Origin of the sequence: Halomonas sp. 707D4 (assembly GCF_024158685.1) — a bacterium.
Taxonomy (GTDB): Bacteria; Pseudomonadota; Gammaproteobacteria; order Pseudomonadales; family Halomonadaceae; genus Vreelandella.
In genome coordinates this window covers 1-3,722 of the sequence record NZ_JAMZBD010000320.1, presented here as the reverse complement: position 1 = coordinate 3,722, position 3,722 = coordinate 1, and the positions used below count along the sequence as shown (strand labels likewise).

Annotated in this window: 3 protein-coding genes and 1 pseudogene; 2 read left to right on the top strand and 2 right to left on the bottom strand. The window is 63.8% G+C overall.

The features are described 5' to 3' along the window. Both BIS11_RS12895 and gcvH read right to left on the bottom strand, forming a co-directional pair. Window positions 1–576 (bottom strand): annotated as a pseudogene (locus BIS11_RS12895) (glycine dehydrogenase (aminomethyl-transferring)); the annotation flags it as partial. A gap of 78 nt (window positions 577–654) precedes the next feature. Further along, window positions 655–1,041: a glycine cleavage system protein GcvH gene (gcvH, locus tag BIS11_RS12890; RefSeq protein ID WP_253424224.1), complete on the bottom strand. Its 387-nt coding sequence runs from the start codon at window positions 1,039–1,041 to the stop codon at window positions 655–657. Between the two features lie 422 nt (window positions 1,042–1,463). Here gcvH and BIS11_RS12885 point away from each other — a divergent pair, with 422 nt between their 5' ends. Together BIS11_RS12885 and gcvT are read left to right on the top strand one after the other, a co-directional pair. Further along, window positions 1,464–2,864: a sodium:alanine symporter family protein gene (locus BIS11_RS12885; protein ID WP_253424227.1), complete on the top strand. Its 1,401-nt coding sequence runs from the start codon at window positions 1,464–1,466 to the stop codon at window positions 2,862–2,864. Window positions 2,865–2,934: 70 nt separating this feature from the next. Continuing rightward, window positions 2,935–3,722: glycine cleavage system aminomethyltransferase GcvT (gcvT, locus tag BIS11_RS12880; RefSeq protein WP_253586197.1), on the top strand; the 788-nt coding region annotated here is incomplete at its 3' end.

Below are 3,722 nucleotides of genomic sequence, written 5' to 3'. Positions count from 1 at the left end.
GGTCTTGACCACGTCGACGGTCTGCGGGAAGACGTCGTCGGCGACGAAGAAGGCGTTGGACTTGCTCTTCTTGTTGGCGCGTTTGCAAAGCGCCATCGCCTCGGCCGCCGCCGTGGCTTCGTCGAGCAGCGATGCGTTGGCGAGCTCCATGCCGGTCAGATCCATCACCACCTGCTGGAAATTCAGAAGCCCCTCCAGGCGGCCCTGGGAGATTTCCGGCTGGTAGGGCGTGTAGGCGGTGTACCAGCCCGGATTCTCCAGCACGTTGCGCTGGATGACCGCCGGCAGGTGGGTGTCGTAGTAGCCCTGACCAATATAACTCTTGGCCACCCGGTTCTGGCGCGCCAGCTGAGCGAGGTAGGTGAGCGCCTCGGCTTCACCTTGTGGTTCATCGAGGGCGAGCTCGCGGCCCAGGCGAATGTCGCCGGGCACGGTGCGCTCGATCAGCTCCTCGATGCGCCCAAGGCCGAGGGCATCGAGCATGGTGGCGACGTCGCTGTCGCTCGGGCCGTTGTGACGTTGGATGAAAGCGTCGTGGTCGGCCAGTTCGGCCAGGCGGCGGGTTTCGAAGGACATGGGAGGCTTCCGGACGTGATGGGACAGGCATGCAGAACGTAAGGGGAAGCGCCTGCCGATGAGGCAGGCGCTGAAGGATCAATCGTCGGCGAGAGTGGCCTGGTAGCCATCGGCGTCGAGAAGATCGCCGGCGTCGTCGATGCTGGCGCGCACCTTCATGATCCAGCCGCCTTCATAAGGCGCTTCGTTGACGGTTTCAGGAGCGTCTTCGAGCGCTTCGTTGACCTCGACGACGTCACCATCGACCGGCGAGTAGAGATCCGAGGCGGCCTTGACCGATTCGATCACGCCGAACTCGCTCCCCTTGCTGACCGTCTGGCCGATTTCAGGAAGCTCGACGAACACCACGTCGCCCAGCGCCTGTTGGGCATGGTCGGTGATGCCGATGGTCACGGTGCCGTCGCCGTTGTCCAGTACCCATTCGTGGCTCTTGGCGTAACGCAGGTTGGAAGGCAAGTTGCTCATGATATGTCCCCTAAACGATTGTCTGGAGCGGATGATACTAGCGCTTGTGAAGCCCGCTGGCGACTTCCGGCCGGCGTGAATAGTGCGCGCTATGGTACCGTGTTTCTCATAGGAAACAAATTTCTAGTTTGGCGTGATGGGTGGGTCTAGCGTCGCTTGCGTTCACGCCTCACCCTTACACGAAACGCGCTGCCAGCGTTGGGCCCAGGGCCTTGCACGTGTGCGGGCAGCGAGGAAAAAAGCGCTCAGCCATGGCGAGCCGACAAGCAAATGGTGTAAAACAGGGCAGTCGAGCGTGGCGGCCGAGCCCCGCGCTCGGTTTCTTCATAAAAACGGCGAAAGAAGCGACCCTTCTCTCGCGGTAGAACAAGTCGGTACTCATCCAAGGTACCCATTGCCAAGAAAAGGGAAAGGAGAAGAGCGTGGAAACTGCGACGAACGTACTGGGAGCGATCAACGGGGTGGTGTGGGGCCCGTTGATGCTCATCTTGCTGCTGGGGGTGGGCATCTACCTTCAGGCTGGCCTGAAACTCATGCCGATCCGCAAGCTCGGCATGGGTTTCAAGCTGATGTGGCAAGGCCGCGATGCCAAGCCGGGCCAGGCGAGCGCCCAGAAGGGCGACGATGGCGAAATCTCGCCCTTCAATGCGCTGATGACGGCGCTCTCGGCGACCATCGGCACCGGCAACATCGCCGGGGTGGCGACGGCGATCGCCCTCGGCGGGCCCGGGGCGGTGTTCTGGATGTGGATCACCGCGCTGGTCGGCATGGCGACCAAGTTCTCGGAAGCGGTGCTGGCGGTACGCTATCGTGAAACCGACAGCACCGGCTACCACGTCGGCGGGCCGATGTTCTACATCAAGAACGGCCTGGGCAGGAAGTGGATGTGGCTCGGGGCGCTGTTCGCGTTCTTCGGCGCGGTGGCGGCCTTCGGCATCGGCAATACCGTCCAGTCCAACTCGGTGGCGGACGCCATGGACGCGACCTTCGGCGTGCCGCACTGGCTCACCGGCGTGGTGATCATGGTGCTGGCCGGCGCGGTCATCCTCGGCGGCATCAAGCGAATCGCCAAGGTGGCGGGCAAGCTCGTGCCGATCATGGGCATCGCCTACGTGCTGGCTGGACTTGTCGTACTGATCGTCAATGCCGGTCAGATCGGCGAGGCGTTCGGGCTGATCTTCTACTACGCCTTCAACCCCATCGCGGCGGCGGGCGGCTTCGCCGGCGCGGCGGTGATGGCGGCGATTCGCTTCGGCGTGGCGCGGGGTATCTTCTCCAACGAAGCGGGTCTGGGCAGCGCCCCTATCGCCCATGCCGCGGCGCAGACCAAGAACCCGGTGCGCCAGGGCTTGATCGCCATGCTGGGCACCTTCATCGACACCATCATCGTGTGCACCATCACCGCACTGGTGATCCTGACCTCCACGGTATGGCAGACCGGCGAGCAGGGCGCCTCGCTCACCGCGCTCTCCTTCGATGCGGCGCTGCCGGGCTTCGGTAACCAGATCGTCGCGGTGGCGCTGGCGATCTTCGCCTTCACCACGATCCTCGGCTGGTCGTTCTACGGCGAGAAGTGCTTCCAGTTCCTGTTCGGCACTCGCTCAATCATGCTCTACCGCGTGCTGTTCGTCCTGGCGATCCCGCTCGGCGCGATCGCTCAGCTCGGTTTCATCTGGCTGATGGCGGACACCTTCAACGCCATGATGGCGATCCCCAACCTGATCGCGCTGGCGCTGCTTTCGCCGGTGGTCTTCAAGCTGACCAGAGATTACTTTGCCGGCAAGGACGTTTTGCCCGGCGAAGCCCTGGACCACGACCAGTAAGCCCAGACGGCACTTTCGGGCCGGGAAGCCGCGTGCTTCCCGGCCCGTCTATTAACGGCGAGGATTGGATATGACGGAACTCAGGAAAACGCCGCTTCATGCGCTTCACCAGGCGCTGGGCGCCAAGATGGTACCCTTTGCCGGCTATGACATGCCGGTGCAGTACCCGCTCGGCGTCAAGAAGGAGCACGAGCACACCCGCGCGCGCTGCGGGCTGTTCGACGTATCCCACATGGGGCAGATCACGGTGGCCGGACCCGACGTCGCCGCAGCACTCGAGACGCTGATTCCGGCGGATCTCGAAGGGCTCGCGCCGGGGCGTCAGCGCTATGGCCTGTTCATTCATACCGACGGCGGCATCATCGATGACCTGATGCTGGTCAACGCGGAAGATCACTTCTACCTGGTGGTCAACGCCGCCTGCAAGGATCAGGACGTTGCGCATTTGCGCGCCAACCTGGGCACCACCCACCCGATCGAGGTACTCGACCGGGGGTTGCTCGCCCTTCAGGGCCCCCAGGCGGTGGACGTGATGCAAAGGCTCTGCCCGGCGGCCTGCGAGCTGGTCTTCATGCAGCATGGCCGATTCGATATCGCAGGTCACGAGGTGTGGGTCAGCCGCAGCGGCTACACCGGCGAGGATGGCTTCGAGATCTCGGTGGCGGCAGACGAGTGCGAAGCCTTCGCCAAGGCGCTGCTCGACGAGCCGGAAGTGGAGATGATCGGCCTCGGCGCGCGGGATTCGCTGCGCCTGGAAGCGGGGCTGTGCCTCTACGGTCACGACATGGACATGCAGACCACGCCGGTAGAGGCGGGATTGATCTGGGCGATCGGCAAGCCGCGCCGCCATGGCGGCGC

Coding starts and splice junctions, on each gene's coding strand:
- gcvH (WP_253424224.1), bottom strand. CDS start 1,041: ATGAGCAACTTGCCTTCCAACCTGCGTTACGCCAAGAGCCACGAATGG.